General features: G+C 34.0%; 13 protein-coding genes and 2 pseudogenes. 13 read left to right on the forward strand and 2 right to left on the reverse strand.

The window, feature by feature from the left end; translation table 11 throughout:
- Positions 1-89: 89 nt before the first annotated feature.
- Positions 90-812, reverse strand: coding sequence for an amino acid ABC transporter ATP-binding protein (locus tag M1D73_RS02110; protein ID WP_000616927.1), 723 nt, complete (start codon positions 810-812; stop codon positions 90-92).
- Between the two features lie 375 nt (positions 813-1,187).
- Here M1D73_RS02110 and M1D73_RS02115 point away from each other — a divergent pair.
- From M1D73_RS02115 to M1D73_RS02155, 9 genes and pseudogenes are all read left to right on the forward strand, one after another.
- Positions 1,188-1,325: pseudogene (locus tag M1D73_RS02115) on the forward strand (HAMP domain-containing protein); the annotation flags it as partial.
- Between the two features lie 417 nt (positions 1,326-1,742).
- Positions 1,743-2,315: pseudogene (locus M1D73_RS02120) on the forward strand (methyl-accepting chemotaxis protein); the annotation flags it as partial.
- Between the two features lie 146 nt (positions 2,316-2,461).
- The gene (gene argR, locus M1D73_RS02125; protein ID WP_000711826.1) at positions 2,462-2,911 is read left to right on the forward strand and encodes an arginine repressor; all 450 of its coding nucleotides are present in this window, start codon (positions 2,462-2,464) and stop codon (positions 2,909-2,911) included.
- Positions 2,912-3,179: 268 nt separating this feature from the next.
- Positions 3,180-4,412, forward strand: a complete 1,233-nt coding sequence (gene arcA, locus M1D73_RS02130) for an arginine deiminase (RefSeq protein WP_000682331.1) — start codon at positions 3,180-3,182, stop codon at positions 4,410-4,412.
- Positions 4,413-4,442: 30 nt separating this feature from the next.
- A complete protein-coding gene (argF, locus tag M1D73_RS02135; RefSeq protein ID WP_000930294.1) occupies positions 4,443-5,441 on the forward strand; it encodes an ornithine carbamoyltransferase in 999 nt (332 codons plus the stop codon).
- 99 nt (positions 5,442-5,540) lie between these two features.
- Entirely contained in the window at positions 5,541-6,956 is a 1,416-nt protein-coding gene (arcD, locus tag M1D73_RS02140; RefSeq protein ID WP_000503412.1) for an arginine-ornithine antiporter, read from the forward strand.
- A gap of 37 nt (positions 6,957-6,993) precedes the next feature.
- Positions 6,994-7,956, forward strand: a complete 963-nt coding sequence (arcC, locus tag M1D73_RS02145; RefSeq protein WP_000113951.1) for a carbamate kinase — start codon at positions 6,994-6,996, stop codon at positions 7,954-7,956.
- 201 nt (positions 7,957-8,157) lie between these two features.
- Positions 8,158-8,847: a Crp/Fnr family transcriptional regulator gene (locus tag M1D73_RS02150; protein ID WP_001081905.1), complete on the forward strand. Its 690-nt coding sequence runs from the start codon at positions 8,158-8,160 to the stop codon at positions 8,845-8,847.
- Between the two features lie 156 nt (positions 8,848-9,003).
- Positions 9,004-9,687 carry a hypothetical protein gene (locus M1D73_RS02155; protein WP_000619186.1) on the forward strand — a complete coding sequence of 228 codons (684 nt, stop codon included), beginning with the start codon at positions 9,004-9,006 and terminating at the stop codon, positions 9,685-9,687.
- A 124-nt stretch (positions 9,688-9,811) separates the two neighbouring features.
- On the opposite strand, the gene M1D73_RS02160 is transcribed toward M1D73_RS02155, so the two are convergent.
- Complete coding sequence (locus M1D73_RS02160; protein ID WP_121868415.1) at positions 9,812-11,146, reverse strand: FAD-binding oxidoreductase; 1,335 nt, start codon at positions 11,144-11,146, stop codon at positions 9,812-9,814.
- Between the two features lie 244 nt (positions 11,147-11,390).
- Between M1D73_RS02160 and M1D73_RS02165 the strand changes: the two genes are divergently transcribed.
- The 4 genes from M1D73_RS02165 to M1D73_RS02180 all read left to right on the forward strand — a co-directional run bounded on the left by M1D73_RS02165 (position 11,391) and on the right by M1D73_RS02180 (position 18,861).
- On the forward strand, positions 11,391-13,055 hold the full coding sequence (locus M1D73_RS02165; RefSeq protein WP_001044710.1) for a glycoside hydrolase family 13 protein: 1,665 nt from the start codon (positions 11,391-11,393) through the stop codon (positions 13,053-13,055).
- A gap of 205 nt (positions 13,056-13,260) precedes the next feature.
- Positions 13,261-14,898, forward strand: coding sequence for a PTS transporter subunit IIBC (locus M1D73_RS02170; protein WP_000705560.1), 1,638 nt, complete (start codon positions 13,261-13,263; stop codon positions 14,896-14,898).
- A 4-nt stretch (positions 14,899-14,902) separates the two neighbouring features.
- A complete protein-coding gene (locus tag M1D73_RS02175; protein WP_000771986.1) occupies positions 14,903-15,694 on the forward strand; it encodes an endonuclease/exonuclease/phosphatase family protein in 792 nt (263 codons plus the stop codon).
- A gap of 305 nt (positions 15,695-15,999) precedes the next feature.
- The gene (locus tag M1D73_RS02180) at positions 16,000-18,861 is read left to right on the forward strand and encodes a YhgE/Pip domain-containing protein (RefSeq protein ID WP_000810080.1); all 2,862 of its coding nucleotides are present in this window, start codon (positions 16,000-16,002) and stop codon (positions 18,859-18,861) included.
- Positions 18,862-18,867 lie beyond the last annotated feature (6 nt).

Consider the following 18,867-nt stretch of genomic DNA (forward strand, 5'->3'; position numbering starts at 1 on the left):
TTTTTTAGTATGTTATTGAAATATTTTATTTGGATGATTAGTTGTGCACCGTATGAATGTATTCCTTTTCGTTTGAAACAAAAGTTACATTATAAAACGTTGCGTAAAAATTGTTTTGCCCGTTCATGTGATGGAGCTGAAAAGAATTGTACTGGCGGAGCATCTTCTACAATCTTTCCATCGTCCATAAAGATGACGCGATCAGCTACATCTTTTGCGAAATTCATTTCATGAGTAACAATAACCATTGTCATCCCTTCTTCAGCAAGTTCTTTCATAACTTGCAATACTTCTCCAACAAGTTCAGGGTCTAAAGCTGAGGTAGGCTCATCAAATAGCATAATCTTAGGGCTCATTGCAAGAGCTCGTGCAATGGCAATGCGCTGTTTTTGACCACCTGAAAGAAGATGAGGAGTTACATCCGCTTTATCTTGAAGGCCGACTTTTTGGAGAAGTTGATTTCCAATATCCTGTGCATTTGCTTTCTCTAATTTTTTTACGTGAATAGGTGCTTCTATGATGTTTTCTAGTGAGGTCATATGAGGAAAGAGGTTAAAGTGCTGAAAAACCATACCGACATTTTCACGGACTTTATTTAAATTTGAATGCTTTGGATCAATTCGCTCACCTTGTAAGTGAATTTCGCCTTCATCGTACATTTCTAAAAAGTTAAGACAGCGAAGTAATGTACTTTTACCAGAACCACTGGCACCAATTAAAACAACAACTTCTTTTTCTTTTACTTCTAAATCAATTCCTTTTAACACATCAAGTGAACCGAATGATTTTACTAGATTTCGAACTTGAATCATACAAAACCCCCAGTTAAAAATATATTTTACAAATGTTGCCCTGTATTTCTGTTATTAGTCATAAATTGTCAGAATCCTTTATTTTTTTCGTGCAATTTGATATTCAAAGAAATAATGATTTTTAAAATCTCTATATCCTTCTATAATGAAAATATGGATAATAATATATAGGTAGTATTTATATTGCTTATAAAAAGGGGGAAAGGGAAGATGGAAAAAGAAAGAAAAACATTTTCTTTTGGATTACGTACACAACTTATGCTATTCACTACAGTTTTAGCTTTCATTACATATTCAACAAGTATATTTTTTATTTACGTGATATACGATTATTTTCAAAGTTATGTAAGTCAAACTGTATATAATATTATCGTTATGTTATTAGGGGTAGTATGGTCTGGAATTTTAGCATATGGAGCAGCCGTATTTTTAATTAAACCGCTTCGCAAGTTAGAGGAAGCGGCAAGAAAAGCAGCTGAGGGTGATATTCGTGAAGATGTTCCATTACCGAAGACAGATGATGAAATTAAATCTTTAAGTGTTGCATTTAATATGATGTTAGGAAACTTAAGGGGCATGGTAAAAAATATTGATACAACATTTTCGTATACAAATAATCAAGTACAGCAGATTAGAAAACAAACAGGCGAAGCAACGAGACAAGCGCAAGGTGTATCTGAGACACTTGCAGAGATTTCTTCAGGCGCTGAGCAATCAGCGGCATCAATTCAAGCAATTGTTTCTGCTGTTGATACAACGACTTCTATTGCAAGTGAAGTAGAAGAAAAAGCGAAGCAGTCTGATACATTGTCTTCAGAAATGGTTGAAGCTTTAGGGCATAGTACTCGTGTCTTTACGTCTTTAATTCAAGGTATTCAAACATTGGCAAAAGAAAATGAAGATTCAATGCAAAATGTACAGAAGTTAGAAGAACGAATGAAACAAGTAGAACATATTGTGTCTGTTGTGAGTGCGATTGCTAGCCAAACGAATTTATTAGCACTAAATGCTTCTATTGAGGCAGCTCGCGCAGGAGAGCATGGAAGAGGCTTTGCGGTTGTTGCGGAAGAAGTACGTAAACTTGCTGATGAAAGTGATCATTCTGCAAGAAACATATCGCAGTTATTACGGAATATGCAAGATGAAGTACAACAAGTTGCAATGAAAATGACAGAACAAGTGAAAATAGCTAAAGAAGAGGCGAAACGTGGGGAAGCTACGGAATTAATTTTAAAAGAAATGTCATCAAGTGTTATGGAAGTAGCCGATGCAACTCAGCAAATTAGTAGTTATATGAATGAACAAGTGAGCCACATTCATCAAACAGGAGCACAAACAAAAGCTGTAGCAGCAATTGCTGAAGAAACGTCAGCTGGTTCGCAAGAAGTAGCACGTGTGACGCTACAACAATCTAAAAATATGATAGTAATCGATCAATTATTAAAGGATTTAGAGAAGCAAGCAACTGATTTGAAACAAACAATTGAACGATTTTCAATGTAAAAGGAAGAACAGAATGCTGTTCTTCTCTTTTTTATTTAGTTTGATTTAATATTTACAGTTAAACTATGAACGTTTCCGCAACATTCTTTTCTCTCCCTTTCGGATGAAAATTATAGCGAGCTATAATATTAAAAGGGGTGTCTTTTATGAAAAAAGAAAAAAGACAACGGTTAATTAAACAATTTGTAAAGGAGTATGAAATAGATAAGCAAGAAAGATTAGTAGAATTGTTAGCAAAAAAAGATGTATTAGTAACACAAGCTACGGTTTCTCGCGATATTCGTGAGTTAAACTTAACGAAGGTACCTTCTCAAGAAGGATTAATGATATATAAAGTTTTCTCAGAAGAGCATTTACAAACTGATATAAAGTTAAAGAAAAAATTACGAGAAGTTGTTGTAAAAATTGATTGTGTAGATCAATTAATGGTTATTAAAACATTACCTGGTAATGCACATGTTATTGGTGTTTTATTTGATGAGTTAGATTGGAAAGAAAAAATAGGATGTATATGTGGAAATGATACATGCCTTATAATTTCACAGTCGAAATCAGATAGGGAGATTATAGAAGAAAGATTAAATTTAATTATTTAGATGCAAAAATCCTGTTTTTAATAAAATTAAAAACAGGATTTTTGTTTAAATACGGAAGTTAAATATTCAACATATATGCGTAATATATGTATTTTTTATTGAGAAAGCAAGATAGTTTGTTATAAAAATACATATTCGTATGATTTTAAAAAAATAACTTGTTTAATATTTCACAATGATAATGTGGATGCTTTCACAAAGATGAAAGTACAGAGCATTTATTATGTACTTGTAAGACATCAAACATATTTAAAAGGAGGTACAACAAATGAAACATCCGATACATGTTACTTCAGAAATTGGGGAATTACAAACGGTTTTATTAAAACGACCGGGTAAAGAAGTGGAAAACTTGACGCCAGATTATTTGCAGCAATTATTATTTGACGATATTCCATATTTACCAATTATTCAAAAAGAGCATGATTATTTTGCACAAACGTTACGCAATCGGGGTGTTGAAGTTCTTTATTTAGAAAAACTAGCCGCTGAGGCGTTAGTAGATAAAAAACTTCGAGAAGAATTTGTTGATCGTATTTTAAAAGAAGGACAGGCCGACGTAAATGTTGCACATCAAACTTTAAAAGAATATTTACTTTCCTTTTCAAATGAAGAATTAATTCAAAAAATTATGGGCGGTGTACGGAAAAACGAAATTGAAACAAGTAAGAAGACACATTTATATGAATTAATGGAAGATCACTATCCGTTTTACTTAGATCCAATGCCTAATTTATATTTTACTCGTGACCCAGCAGCTAGCGTGGGCGATGGCTTAACGATAAATAAGATGAGAGAACCAGCGCGTAGACGTGAATCATTATTCATGGAGTACATCATTAAATATCATCCAAGATTTGCAAAACATAATGTACCAATCTGGTTAGATCGTGATTATAAATTTCCAATTGAAGGTGGCGACGAGCTAATTTTAAATGAAGAAACAATTGCGATTGGAGTATCTGCTCGTACTTCAGCTAAAGCAATTGAACGTTTAGCTAAAAATCTTTTTAGCCGACAAAATAAAATTAAGAAAGTGTTAGCAATAGAAATTCCAAAATGTCGAGCATTTATGCATTTAGATACAGTATTTACAATGGTTGATTATGACAAGTTTACAATTCACCCAGCCATTCAAGGGCCAAAAGGGAATATGAATATTTATATTTTAGAAAAAGGGTCAGATGAGGAAACTCTTAAAATTACACATCGTACTTCTTTAATGGAAGCATTAAAAGAGGTATTAGGCTTAAGTGAATTAGTTCTTATTCCATGTGGAGGAGGAGATGTAATTGCTTCTGCTCGTGAACAATGGAATGATGGCTCGAACACATTAGCAATTGCGCCAGGTGTAGTTGTTACATATGATCGTAACTATGTATCTAATACGTTATTACGTGAACACGGTATAGAAGTGATTGAGGTGCTAAGTTCGGAATTATCTCGTGGTCGTGGGGGTCCACGTTGCATGAGTATGCCAATTGTTCGTAAAGATATTTAGTATAAATAACGGAGAAAGTAGGGATGAATTATGTTAATGACTAGACCAAATTTAAAAGGAAGAAGCTTTCTAGCAGAAAAAGATTTTACACAAGAAGAATTGTTATATTTTCTAGATTTGGCAGCAGAATTAAAAGAGAAAAAGAAAAACGGTATCCCGCATCATTATTTAGAAGGTAAAAATGTAGCGCTCTTATTTGAAAAAACTTCTACTCGTACGCGTTGTGCATTTACAGTAGCATGTACAGATTTAGGGGCAAATCCTGAATATTTAGGGAAAGGTGATATTCAACTTGGGAAAAAAGAATCTGTAGAGGATACAGCAAAAGTGTTAGGGCGTATGTTTGACGGAATTGAGTTTCGTGGATTTAATCATGAGACTGTAGAATCTTTAGCACAAAATTCTGGTGTGCCAGTTTGGAATGGATTAACAGACATGTGGCATCCAACACAAACACTAGCAGATTTATTAACAATTAGAGAACATGTAGGGAAGTTGAAAAATGTGAAGCTCGTTTACGTTGGCGATGGACGAAATAATGTTGCTAATAGCTTACTAGTTGGTGGAGCAATCGTTGGAATGGATGTACGTATTTGCACACCAGAATCTTTATGGCCTGCACAAGAAGTAATTGATTTAGCAAAAAAATATAATGAACAAGTAATGATAACAAGTAATGTGGAAGAAGCTGTTGCGAATGCAGATGTAATTTATACAGATGTATGGGTGTCTATGGGGGAAGAAGAAAAATTTGCTGAACGTGTCGAGTTATTGAGACCTTATCAAGTAAATATGAAAATGATTAAAGAAACAGGGAATAAAAACGTGATTTTCTTACATTGTTTACCTGCATTTCATGATGTTGAAACGATGTATGGCGAAGAAGTTTACGAGAAATATGGGTTGAAAGAAATGGAGGTAACTGACGAAGTATTCCGCAGTAAACATTCAAAAGTATTTGATCAAGCTGAAAATAGAATGCATACAATTAAAGCGGTTATGGCAGCTACTTTAGGAAACATGGAGTAAAGAAGAAAGGGAGTCTTCCTTTCTTCTTTCTCCTCCTTTAGACACGATCATTCACTATTGCTTTTGTATTGTTATTGCAATTAAAGAGAGGTGAGTGGAATGGGTGAAGATAAGAAATTAGGGTTGTTTACACTAACGGCTCTTGTAGTTGGGTCTATGATTGGCGGTGGAGCCTTTAATTTAGCGAGTGATATGGCAAAAGGTGCTGGTGCTGGAGCCATTATTATTGGCTGGGTTATAACAGGAATTGGGATGATTGCACTCGGATTATCTTTTCAAAATCTAACTGTAAAACGGCCAGATTTAGATGGTGGTATTTTTAGCTATGCAAAAGCAGGGTTTGGTAATTTTATGGGGTTTAATAGTGCGTGGGGATACTGGCTATCTGCTTGGCTTGGGAATGTAGCTTACGGTACATTATTGTTTTCTTCATTAGGATATTTCTTCCCGATCTTTGAAGGCGGTCAAAATGTAGAATCCATTATTGGTGCAAGCGTATTATTGTGGTGTGTTCACATGTTAATTTTACGTGGAGTTCAATCAGCAGCCCTTGTGAATTTAGTAACTACAATCGCAAAATTAGTACCTGTATTTGTATTTATTGTCATAGGAATCTTTGCGTTTCATATTGATACGTTCTTAGATGGATTTTGGGGGCAAACTGGTTCTTTTTCATGGGGAGCAGTTGGCAGCCAAGTTAAAAGTACAATGCTTGTAACTTTATGGGTATTTATTGGGGTAGAAGGGGCTGTTGTTTTATCCAGTCGAGCAAAAAATAGAAGTGATGTAGGGAAAGCAACCGTTATTGGCTTAATTGGTACACTCATCATTTACATTTTAATCACATTATTGTCTCTTGGACTTATGCAGCAAGCAGACATTGCAGGTTTGAAAAATCCGGCTATGGCTTATTTGTTTGAAAGTGTTGTTGGAAAATGGGGTGCTATCTTTATTAATTTAGGTTTAGTCATCTCTGTATTAGGTGCTTGGTTAGGTTGGACTTTGCTCGCTTCTGAAATTCCATATTTAGCGGCTAAAGATGGAGTATTTCCAAAATGGTTCGCAAAAGAAAATAAAAATAAGGCTCCAGTAAATTCATTATGGATAACAAATGGTTTAATACAAATATTCTTGTTAACATTCGTCGTTTCTGATCAGGCGTATAACTTTGCATTCTCTTTAGCATCTTCAGCTATTTTAATCCCATATGCTTTTTCAGCATTTTATCAACTGAAGCATAGCTTAAAGTCTGAAGAAGCAGATCGAAATAAAAATATAATAATTGGCTTGATCGCAAGTATTTATGGCGTGTGGTTAGTTTATGCAGCCGGTTTAGAGTATTTATTATTAACAATGACTTTATATGCGCCAGGTATTTTTATTTTTTACAATGTTCAAAAGCAAAAGAGTTCGAAGCAAATATTTACTCGAGTGGAATTAGCATCATCCGTAGCAATTGGTGCTTTAGCATTCTTTGCGATTTATGGATTAATTACAGGCAGTATTACTTTATAAAGCGCTGTGAAAGCGAAATCAACTGGAGGGCTGGAATATGGCACGAAGAAAAATTGTAGTTGCACTAGGGGGAAATGCGATACAGTCTGGAGAAGCTACTGCGGGAGCGCAGCAAGAAGCGTTGGAAAAAACGGCAGAACAACTTGTGAAAATAATGGAAAATGATGTGGATATAGTAATTGCGCATGGAAATGGCCCACAAGTGGGGAATATTTTATTACAGCAAAAAGCTGCAGAAACGGAAAAGACACCTGCAATGCCATTAGATACTTGTGGGGCAATGAGCCAAGGGATGATTGGATATTGGATGGAAAATGCAATTGAAAAGGCATTGAAAAAACGGAATATAAACAAAGATGTAGCAACGGTTATAACACGTGTTGTTGTGGATAAAAAAGATGAGGCATTTAAAAATCCAACTAAACCAATTGGTCCTTTTTATACAGAAGAAGAGGCCAGAAAATTAATGGATGAAACAAAAGCAGTGTTTAAAGAAGATGCTGGTAGAGGATGGAGACGTGTTGTTCCATCACCGAAGCCTGTAAGTATTCATGAACATAAAGTGATTAATTCTTTGGTCGAAGATGGAAACATAGTGATAGCTGTGGGCGGAGGTGGAATTCCAGTAATTGATTCTGAAGAAGGGTTAAAAGGAACTGAAGCGGTTATCGATAAAGATTTCGCTGCGCAGAAATTAGCAGAATTAGTAGATGCCGATACGCTCGTTATTTTAACTGCAGTTGATTATGTATATGTAAATTATAATCAACCGAATCAAAAAAAATTAGAGCATGTCACAGTGAATCAATTAGAAGAATATATTGAAGAACAACAATTTGCTGCGGGAAGCATGCTTCCAAAAATCGAAGCTGCTATTAATTTTGTTAATACAAATCCAAAAAGAAAAACGATTATTACGTCTTTAGAAAAAGTATATGAAGCACTAGAAGAAAAAGCCGGTACTATTATTTCAAAACAGAATGTATGCATGTATGTTTAAATTATTATGTACGCTACTTAGTAGTAAAAAAAGAATGAGGTTAATAACTTCATTCTTTTTATTTATTAATATTTTTTGTACTCATTGTTCATAAAGTTTTCATGATGAAATCTGAATATACAAGTTAATTATGATAAAATTCAAATTGAATACGCTTTCTTGATTTTTCGCTCCAACATACAGCAAGAGAGAGGGAATTTTATGAATAGACGGAACGTAGTGAAAGACTTAAAGCAGTTCGAATTATTTGCTCATTTAACAGAAAAAAAATTGAAAGGCTTAACAGAGTTTGTTTATTGGCGAACTTATAAAAAAGGTCAATTTTTATTTTTAGAAGGGGATTCAAGGGAAAGAATTTACTTCATGTTAGATGGTTTTGTAAAGTTAGAGCGGGTTAATCAAAATGGGAACTTATTATACGATGACTATGTAAAGCGGTATTCTATTTTTCCTTATGGTGGTATGTTTACAGACAGAGGATATAACTATACAGCAGAAGCAATGACGGATGTGGAGGTATATTATATTCCAACGGTAATCTTTGAAGATATGGTAAAGTCCAGCAGAACACAATTGATGTACGTTGTTCAGCAATTATCATCTATATTAAAATTGAACGAAAATCGAGTGCAAAATATTACAATTCCTAATGCACAAGATCGTGTTATCCAAACGTTAAATTATTTAATGCAGGATTTAGGAGAACAGAGTGGAGAAAAGATTGTAATTTCATGTCCACTTACAACAATTGAAATATCCAAAATATCTGGAACATCTCGAGAGACAGTTAGCAGCGTATTAAAACAATTAAAAAATGATAGCATTGTTACAATTTTAGATAAAAAAATTACAATACATGATCCAACATATTTTGAAGAAATCTCTATGTGAAAATTGTATATTGATTTTTTAATTCATATTGTATATTAATAAGGTTCTTTATATATTTATAAGGAACTTTTTTACGTTATCCTCTATAAAAAGATTGTATAGTATGGTAATAATAGCTAAAATCGATAATAAAATACAAAGTGAAGGGGAGAAAGAATGATTCGTATTGAGTATGATCGATTAGTAGCTATTTGTTACAGTATAGGGGTTTTGTTATTATTAAAAATTCCAAATGATAATGAATTAATTGGGGAAAAACTATTCAATGTCTATAAGATTCCGATACATACGTATGTTTATATGGATTATAAAGTCTCAAATATATTGATTGTTTCTTTCATACTACATGTAATTGCATTTATATTATTTTTAAAATGGCTAGGAAAAAAGGAGTCTAGTACATTTAGAAAAATGAATAAAATAAAAGTAGTAGGTACTAGTATTTTGATTGTAATGATGCCGTTTATTTTAAATACAATCCTCCAGACATTGAATAAAACATGGTATTATGCAGGAAAAACAGGGGTAGAAGCAATAGAATATAAAAAAGAAGATAGCCAGTGTAGAATGGAGAAAAATGGAGAGAATATCCAACCGAAGTGCATTGTTACTTTAAAAAATTATCGTAATCATTCACAAGCATTAAAAGTTGTTTTATATGATAATGCAAACGAGAATTCAAAAAGCTATCCAGTACCGAAACCAGTCTATTTACAAAAACATGAGACAAAGCAATTTGAATTTCAAGTTCCTGTTTCTTATAATAGAGGTATTGAAAAAGATAAAGTACCAAATATTAAATTACATTCATTGCATGAAAATGATACGAAATACAATTAATCTGTAAGTAAAAGTTTATGAGTAGGAGCAAGAATTTGAAACGATATAGAAAATCAACTTGAATCATCCAACATACTGCGAGGTAACGGTATATTGGATGATTTTTTTATGTTATCCCCTTTTTTCACGTATGAAAAGGAGGAATACTTTGTTGGAAATGAAAAACATCACAAGGATCATACATGGTTTTTACTTTACGTAATCTGTGAAAGTTAGAGCCATAATAACTAGTTTGCCAATTTTTAATGTCGATATCGGGCCAGTTCACATAGTCACCTAGTGTATAAGGATCTAAGCTTTCTCGTAAACCTTTAACCCAGCGTATATTTCGATTTTCTTCATCATCGCATTTCCAAGAGGTAATGTATTCTTGAGCAATAATTGCTTTACGATGAAAATAAGACGTTTCATTCGGCGAAATATTTTCAACAGCACCTATGAGCGATTGATGCCAAATACTAGCATCTTTATTTGGTGCATGAGAAAGAAAGGATTGCATGATTTGAATGCCTTTAAGGGGAATAGGTTTATAGACATAGGAACCAGAGCGCTTAAAATTTTCAGGGATGTTACCTCCATTAAAAAATTCAACAGCCTTTATATAAGGAACTTCTTCTATAAAGAGAGAGGGGCTACCAGTTTCAAGAAGAGGGGATAATAGGGAATGGAGTTCAGAGGGAGAACCGACAAACTCGCCTTGTGCTTCAATTTTATTTCGTTGCTTGGCGAATAATTCGATCGATGAAGTGAGACGTTCATCTATATAAGGTGCCCAGTTTTGCCACGCTTGAAATGCAGCAATAAAGTCTTCCCATTCCCATGTAATTGAGAAAATTGATACATTTTTTATCGGGTGGACTCGAAAAGTTAAGGAAGTGACAATTCCGAAGTTTCCACCACCGCCACCACGGCATGCCCAAAAAAGGTTAGAGTTTTCTTGTTCATTTGCACGAATGAGTTTTGCACCAAATTTTCCACACGCTTGTACCATTTCCACTTCCATTAATTGATCACATGTTAATCCAAATAAGCGCGAAAGCATACCAATACCACCGCCAAGTGCTAATCCAACAACTCCAACGCTTGCACTTGTACCAGCAGGAATTGTAACACCGTAATTCCAAAGTTCTTTATAAACAGTGCCAAGATTTGCACCAGCCTCAATTGTTACTGTTAATTTCTCTGTATTAACAGTAATGCGATGCATTTCACTCACATCAATAATAAGTCCTCTATTTAAAAGAGAAAAATTTTCATAGCTATGACGTCCACTTCTTAACCGAAATGGTATATGACGTTCACGTGCCCATTTTAAGGCGTTACAGACATCCTTGTTATTTTGACAAAAAACAATAATACAAGGGAGTTTTGGAATACTTAAATTTAAATTCATTCGGGCTACGTCGTAGTCAGGATCTGTGGGAACAACGATACGCCCTGTTAATTTTGTTTGCTTCAATTTATTACTCCTTTCTAAAATAATCAGAGTTTTTTATTAATATATGAAAAATGTCTGTAATACGCGTGGACAAGGAGAGGTGAAGAATGAGATTTACCTTTGTGAGAAATAAATAAAGCATAAGAATAAAGAATCTACATAGAGTTCAATGAAAACAGTTGCAAACTGTTCATATTTTGTTATGATAGTGTTACGAAAACGTTTGCATAAAATTTCCGATGGGATGCAAAAGGAGAGAATGACTATGAATAAGACATGGTGGAAAGAAGCGGTTGCTTATCAAATTTATCCACGAAGCTTTATGGATTCAAATGGTGATGGTATTGGAGATTTACAAGGTATTATTGCAAAACTGGATTATTTAAAAGATTTAGGTATAGATGTAATTTGGATTTGTCCAATGTATAAGTCGCCTAATGATGATAATGGTTATGATATTAGTGATTATCAAGATATTATGGATGAGTTTGGTACAATGGCAGACTTTGATGCTTTACTAGATGAAGTTCATAAGCGTGATATGAAGCTTATTATTGATTTAGTTATTAATCATACGAGTGATGAACATCCATGGTTTATTGAATCACGTTCATCTAAAGATAATCCGAAGCGTGATTGGTATATTTGGCATGATGGTAAAGATGGTGCGGAGCCAAACAACTGGGAAAGTATTTTTAATGGTTCGGCATGGGAATATGATGAAGAAACAGAACAATATTATTTACATTTATTCTCACGTAAACAACCAGATTTAAACTGGGAGAATAAAGAAGTTCGCGAAGTACTATACGATACGGTTAATTGGTGGCTTGATAAAGGTATTGATGGTTTCCGCGTTGATGCGATCAGTCATATTAAAAAAGAAGAAGGCCTCAAGGATATGCCAAATCCAAAAGGGTTAAAATATGTGCCATCTTTTGATAAACATATGAATGTGAAAGGTATTCAACCTTTATTAGAAGAGCTAAAAGAAAATACATTCTCTAAGTACGATATTATGACTGTTGGTGAAGCAAATGGTGTTAAGATTGAAGATGCTGAGCTTTGGGTTGGAGAAGAGCAAGGTAAGTTCAATATGGTATTCCAATTTGAACATTTAAGTTTATGGGATGCAGAGAAGAAGAAAGACCTTGATGTTGTAGGATTGAAAAAAGTATTAACGAAATGGCAAAAAGGATTAGAAAATAAAGGATGGAACGCTTTATATATTGAGAATCACGATAAACCACGTATCGTTTCAACATGGGGAGATGATAAACAATATTGGCGTGAAAGTGCAACAGCTCTAGGGGCGATGTATTTCTTTATGCACGGTACACCTTTTATTTATCAAGGCCAAGAAATTGGTATGACAAATGTTCAGTTACCAAATATTGAAGATTACGATGATGTAGCAATTAAAAATTTATATCGCGAGAAAATTGCAGAGGGCGTACCACATCAAGATATGATGGAGATTATATGGGCTTCTTGCCGCGATAATTCACGTACACCTATGCAGTGGAATGATGAGATGAATGCTGGTTTCACAACAAGTACACCTTGGTTTAGCATGAATCCAAATTACAAAGAAATTAATGTTGAAAAGCAAAAAAATGAAGAAAAGTCTATTTTCAATTTCTATAAGAAAATGATTGCCCTGAAAAAAGAGCACGATGTACTGAACTATGGTACGTATGATTTACTTTTAGAAGACGATCCACAAATTTATGCATATACACGTACGTTACAGGATGAAAAAGTCATTGTAATTAGTAATATCTCAAAAGAGGAAGCTGTGTATAATGAGGGTTCATTTGCACTAGAACGCAAACGTTTGCTTTTAAATAACTATGAAGTTGCGGAACATGAAGAAGTAACAACAATTGCTTTAAAGCCTTATGAAACAAGGGTTTATCGCATTTCATAATAAAAAAGGATGCTCTTTGAGCATCTTTTTTTATGAAAAAAAATAAATTTCTATTGCAAAGTGAAAACGCTTTTATTAAAATAGATTTATGAAAACGGTTGCGTAAAGATAAAAATAAAGTAACATAAGGAATCGTTTTCATAAAGGGAACAGAAATTATAATTTAAATCATTATGTTTTTATAAATAAAGGGGAGGAAGAACAGATGAAAATTACGTCTTTTGATTTTTGGCAAAAGTTCGGGAAAGCGTTATTAGTTGTTGTAGCCGTAATGCCAGCAGCTGGTTTAATGATTTCCATCGGTAAGTTAATTGGTATGTCTGCTGGGGATGTTAACGCAGTTCATACAATCGCTCGCGTAATGGAAGACATCGGTTGGGCAATCATTACAAATCTACACATCTTATTCGCAGTAGCAATTGGGGGATCTTGGGCGAAAGATCGCGCAGGTGGTGCATTTGCAGCGCTATTAGCATTCGTCTTAACAAACCGAATTACAGGAGCTATATTTGGGGTAAACGCTGAAATGTTAGCGGATTCAAAAGCGAAAGTTTCTTCAGTAATAGCGGGAGATTTAATTGTAAAAGATTACTTTACTTCTGTACTTGGTGCACCTGCATTAAACATGGGAGTGTTCGTAGGGATTATCACAGGTTTCTTAGGAGCTACTTTATATAACAAATATTATAACTATAATAAACTGCCACAGGCATTAGCATTCTTTAATGGAAAACGATTTGTACCATTCGTTGTAATTCTTTGGTCTACAGTTACTGCGATTGTATTATCACTTCTATGGCCATTCATCCAAAGTGGGTTAAATGAATTTGGTCGCTGGATTGCAGCTTCAAAAGATAGTGCACCAGTTGTTGCACCGTTTGTATATGGAACGTTAGAGCGTTTATTATTACCATTTGGTTTACACCATATGTTAACGATTCCGATGAACTATACAGAGCTAGGCGGAACATATACGATGCTAACTGGTTCAAAAGTTGGACAAGTTGTAGCAGGGCAAGATCCATTATGGCTTGCATGGATTACAGATTTAAATAATTTATTAGCAAATGGAGATACGAAGGCATATAACGATTTATTAAATAACGTTGTACCAGCTCGTTTCAAAGCTGGACAAGTTATCGGCTCAACAGCAGCGTTAATGGGGATTGCATTTGCGATGTTCCGTAACGTTGATAAAGAAAAGCGTGCAAAATATAAACCAATGTTTTTATCAGCAGCATTAGCAGTATTCTTAACAGGTGTAACAGAACCAATTGAATTCATGTTCATGTTTATTGCTCCAGTATTATATGTTGTATATGCTATTACAACAGGACTTGCATTCGCGCTAGCTGATTTAATTAACTTACGTGTTCATGCATTTGGATTTATTGAGTTAATTACTCGTACGCCAATGATGGTTAACGCAGGTTTAACAAGAGACTTAATCAACTTTGTTATTGTTTCATTAGTGTTCTTCGGTCTTAACTTTACACTATTTAATTTCTTAATTAAAAAATTCAATTTACCAACACCAGGGCGTGCAGGTAACTATATTGATAATGAAGATGAGGCATCAGAAGGAACAGGAAATGTACAAGACGGTTCATTAGCAACAAAAGTTATCGATTTATTAGGTGGAAAAGAAAATATTGCTGACGTAGATGCTTGTATGACACGCTTACGTGTAACAGTAAAAGATTTAGATGTTGTTGCACCAGAAGCACAGTGGAAACAAAATGGTGCTTTAGGGCTTATTGTAAAAGATAAAGGTGTACAAGCGGTATATGGTCCGAAAGCTGACGTATTAAAGTCAGACATTCAAGATATGTTAGGTGCGTAATAATATGAAATTGCTAACTTTAAACTGTCATTCTTGGCAAGAAGAGAATCAAATAGAAAAGATACAATACCTTGCTAAAGTAATTCAAGAAGAAGAGTACGATGTCATCGCATTGCAAGAAGTAAGTCAGTCCATACAAGCTGAAAATGTATGCGGTAACAAGAAAGAAGATAATTTTGGACTTTTACTATTAGAAGAGTTAAAAGCGCTACATGTAAAAGATTACAATATTACTTGGGATTTCTCTCATATTGGTTATGACGTGTATGAAGAAGGATTAGCGATTATAACGAAGCATAATATTATAAAAGAAGATACGTTCTTCATTTCAGAAAACGAGGATACAACGTATTGGAAAACGCGTAAAATTGTAAGTGCAACAATTGCTTATAATGGTAAGGATATAACGTTTTACTCTTGTCATCTCGGTTGGTGGAATGATGAAGAAGAGTCATTCAAAGGTCAAGTCGATCGTTTGATGGAGCGTGTAGATAGCAATAAGCTCGCCTTCTTAATGGGGGATTTTAATAACAATGCTCGATTGAAAGGCGAAGGTTATGAGTATATGATGCAAAAAGGGTTGTATGACACATATGAATTAGCAATAGAGAAGGATGAAGGAACGACTGTCCAAGGCGAGATTGCTGGTTGGGATGAAAATAAACATAATTTGCGAATCGATCTAATATTGTGTAACCAAAGTAAAAAAGTTCATTCTTCAAAAGTTATTTTTAATGGTACAAACAGAAATGTAATTTCAGATCATTTCGGTGTAGAGGTTCAATTGGATATATAATAGAAGAAATCCTCACAGAGAATAAAAGCTGTGAGGATTTTTTTTAGGAATACAAGTATTTCCAAGAGAAAATACTTGTATTTTTTATGACATTTCATATATATTTGTTATTATTGAATGTAAAACCGATTTGGTCATTTTGTATTCATACTTTGACTCACTTCGTTATATAATGAAGTAAGTGAAAGTTAATGGGAAAAAATAGTACGTTTTTGGTTAATACACGATGTAGAAAGTGATATAATTGCAAAATGTATGTATCATTTTCTAAAGAAGGAAAAATATATAATTAGGTGATAACTTCTATGAAACAGATTTGGCGTATTTATAAGACAGATTTACGGAATGTAGCCAAACATTGGGCTGCAATTGTTATTGTTTTAGGATTAATGATTTTACCATCGTTATATGCATGGTTTAACATTAAAGCTTCTTGGGATCCATATGGAAATACAAAAGAGGTTCCCATTGCAGTTTCTAACCAAGATGCAGGTTCTAATTTAAGAGGGAAAGATATTAATATCGGGAAAGAGATTGTAGACTCCCTTAAGAAAAACAAAAATCTTGGCTGGAAATTTGTAGATGAAAAACAAGCAATTTACGGAGTTGAGCGTGGAGATTATTATGCAAGTATTACGATTCCAAAAGATTTCTCTGAAAAAATTGCAACTGTTCTGGATGAAAATCCTAAAAAACCAGAACTTGATTACTATGTAAATGAAAAGGTAAATGCGATTGCACCGAAAATTACAGCAAAAGGTGCATCAGGTATTACAGAAGAAATTAGTAAAAACTTTGTAAAAACAGCAAACGGTGAGATTTTTAAAATTTTCAATGATCTTGGAATCGATTTAGAAACAAACTTACCAAGTATCGAAAAAGTAAAAGATCTTGTATTTAAGTTAGAAGCGCAGTTCCCAGAAATGAATACACTTATGGATAAGGCGTTAGATGATGCAACTCGAGCAGAAGATGTTGTGAAAGTAGCGCAGAAAGATTTACCTGTTGTAGAGAGTGTAATAAATGATGGACAGGAAGCGTTAGCGAATTTAGATAAGTTCTTTGCAAGACAAGATCAAACATTAAAAAATGCTCCAGGGACGATAAGAAATGATTTAGTAGCAGCAAAAGGCGTTATGGATAGTGCAGCTGCATTTACTGACTTTTTAATGAATCCAGGTGTAGAACTAAATATTCCTGACTTGTCTGGAATGAATGGATTACCTGAATTCCCAGCGAGACCAGATCTTTCTAAGTTGAATAGTGATGGTTATAAGAGTATAGCGCAAAATATTAATCAAACAGTAAATAATGTTTTAAGTTCATCACGTGCAGGAACAGCTTATGGGAAAAGTGTTTTAAATGGATTGCAAAATGGTCAGTTTGATCCAGAACAAGCAAAGAGAGATTTAAATGCGGTATCAGAACGATTACAAACTGGTACAGATGGTATTTCATATCTTATTAATTTCTTTACTGAACTTCAAAAATCGGCGACTACTGATTTTGGTCAAAGCTTTTTCAAAGGGCGAGTGGATCACTTAACTAATGTTAAAAAAGGTATGGAAAATGCGAATAACGGTATTAAAGATATTGTAAATGTTATTGGCAAAGGACAAGAAGTAAAGAAAGATGTAACAGATGTAGCGAATCAAAAATTAGATGCAGCAAATGGATTAATTGATCAAGCTGAAAAAGATTATAATGAAACGTTTGTAGCAGATTATAAAAAAGCAGTTAGCACAGTCGATCAAGCTAAAGTTGATGCAAATGCAGTATATGATAATGCAAAAGCAGATTACGATAAAGTAAAAAATGGTATTGAGGGTGCAAAAGCAGATTTACAGAAAGCAAAAGAAGATGTACAAAATAGAGGTATTAACGGTTTAGATTCAACGAAAGTAGCTTTAAATAGCTTAAATGGTCAATTCCAATCTGGAATCGGTTTAATTGATGATATGATTCCAGTTCTAGAAAGTACAAATAAGGTTTTAGCGGATGTAAATAGTGATAAAAACCTTAATAATGGAATTGCAAAATTAAACAAAGCGAAAAGTAGTCTGCAAAAAGGTGTAGATGCAACGAATAAGGGGATTACACTTCTTAACAATGGCCAGAAACCTACAAAAGATGTAATTGAAAGTATTAACAACGCTGCGAAGGGCGGATCAGCTCAATTAACAGATGTATTATCGACGTATGATTCAGAAATTGTACCTAATTTCAATACAGCAATTGCTCGTACAAAAGAGATGTCGAAAAATACAACTCAAATTTTAAATGATGCAGACAAAAAGCTTCCAGATGTTAAAAAATTACTAGAAGATTCATCAAAAGGTTTAGTAGATGGTAAAAAGAAATTAGCAGACATTAAAGCTGAAATGCCAGCTACTGAGAAAAAGATTAAAGAATTAGCAGATAAAATTCGTGATTTTGAATCTGAAGAGGATTTAAAAGACATTATACGCTTATTGAAAAATGATGTTGAAAAGCAAAGTGATTACTTTGCGAATCCAGTAAATTTAAAAGAAAATAAATTATTTGCGATGCCGAACTACGGTTCAGCGATGTCACCATTCTATACAGTGCTTGCATTATGGGTAGGCGCATTATTAATGGTTTCATTATTAACGGTAGAAGTACACGAAGAGGGCGCGAATTATAAGAGCCATGAAATTTACTTCGGACGTTTATTAACATTCTTAACGATAGGTCTTTCACAAGCGTTTATCGTATCGATGGGAGATATATTCTTACTCGGTACGTACGTAGTCGATAAGTTCTGGTTTGTGTTATTTAGTTTATTTATTGGAGGAGTCTTCGTTTGTATCGTATACTCACTCGTTTCTATTTTCGGAAACGTTGGGAAATCGATGGCGATCATTTTACTTGTACTACAAGTAGCAGGATCGGGCGGAACATTCCCAATCCAAATGACACCAGCGTTCTTCCAAGCGATTTATCCGTTCTTACCATTCACATACGCAATTAGCGCAATTCGTGAAACAGTTGGCGGAATGCTTTGGGATATCGTAACGCGAGATTTACTTGTGTTAAGTGCTTTCGTAGTAGTTATGATTGTTGCTGCGTTATTACTGAAAACACCAATTAACAAATCAAGTGAAAAATTTGTTGAGAATGCAAAAGGAAGTAAAATCATTCACTAAAATAAA

Source organism: Bacillus sp. PK3-067, from assembly GCF_056738645.1.